The sequence below is a fragment of the Streptomyces sp. SID8352 genome (assembly GCF_009862265.1).
In the GTDB taxonomy this organism is placed as follows: domain Bacteria; phylum Actinomycetota; class Actinomycetes; order Streptomycetales; family Streptomycetaceae; genus Streptomyces.
Map to the genome: position 1 here is coordinate 1 of NZ_WWGX01000092.1, position 1,177 is coordinate 1,177.

The 1,177-nt window shown below is 62.0% G+C and carries 1 protein-coding gene; it reads right to left on the reverse strand.

What is annotated here, in order from left to right:
• A partial coding sequence (locus tag GTY84_RS27680) for a reverse transcriptase domain-containing protein (protein ID WP_161229138.1) occupies nt 1-1,177 on the reverse strand: 1,177 nt, incomplete at both ends.

Consider the following 1,177-nt stretch of genomic DNA (forward strand, 5'->3'; position numbering starts at 1 on the left):
GAGGTTCTTCAGGTCGTTTCCGCCGCCGTGCTTTCGGTGCACGATGTGGTGCACGTTCAGCGGACGGCGGACGGCGTCGAACCAGGACACCCAGTCGTGAACGTTGTCCGGTTCGAACTCAGCTCCTTCGACGAGACCGAGGCCGCACCGTGCGCATCGGCCCTTCTGGCGGACGGCAAGGGTCTGGACGAACTTGTTCTCCAGCCTCAGCTTTGTCCGCTTGGCCGCACGTTCGGCCCAGTAGCCGGCCAGCGCCGGATCGTCCTTGGAATGGGTTCCAAGGACCAGCACGTGCCGGACGATTCTGGTCATTGCGGCGGGCTTGATATGTACCGAACCTTCTCCGAAGATCCAGCGGTTCTCACTCCCAGGAATCCGCTTGTCCCAGTACCGGGCCGCGATCCACTGCTTTCCCTTCCGTCGATGCTGTCTGCTCGCCCAGTTCCACAACTGTCCGAACATGATCCGATCTAGGTCGTTGAAAGCCCTCTTGGAGCTCCAGGGACGGTAGTACATGGTCCATCCCCGGACGAACGAGTTCATCGCACGGATCAGGCGATCCGCTGGACTGCCCCGATGCGCCCGGGCAATTTCCCGGATACGTTCCCTGGCCTTCATTACCGCGCTCTTGCTCGGTGTCACAAGGGTGTAGCCGTTGGCATAGTTCCGGATAGTGCACCCGAGGAAGTCGAAGCCATCCGTGAGGTGTCGGACTTTCGTCTTTTCCTCGTTGAAGGCCAGCCCCCTGGGCGTGAACCATTCCTTCAGCCGTTGATACGCCTCGTGCGCGGCCTGCTCCGTGTGACAGATGACCACGAAGTCGTCCGCATACCGCACAAGCGCCGGGGAGTCCTCCTTGAGGATACGGGAACCCCGCTGCTTCTTCCAGGAGACCCCGGCTGCTTCCTCCATTCCGTGCAGAGCAATGTTGAGGAGGAGCGGACTGATGACTCCTCCTTGCGGGGTGCCTTCCACCGTCGGTGCAAAAACTCCCCTGTCCATCACTCCGGCCTTCAGCCATCCCTCGATCGCATCCCTGGCGGGGAAGCTGCCGATGGATTGCATCAGGTGCGCATGGTCGATCCGGTCGAACGCCGCCGACAGGTCGGCGTCCAGCACCCATCTCCGGTTGCTGGCAGGCTTGCCCACCACCTGGAAGATGGCCGCCAGGGCGTCA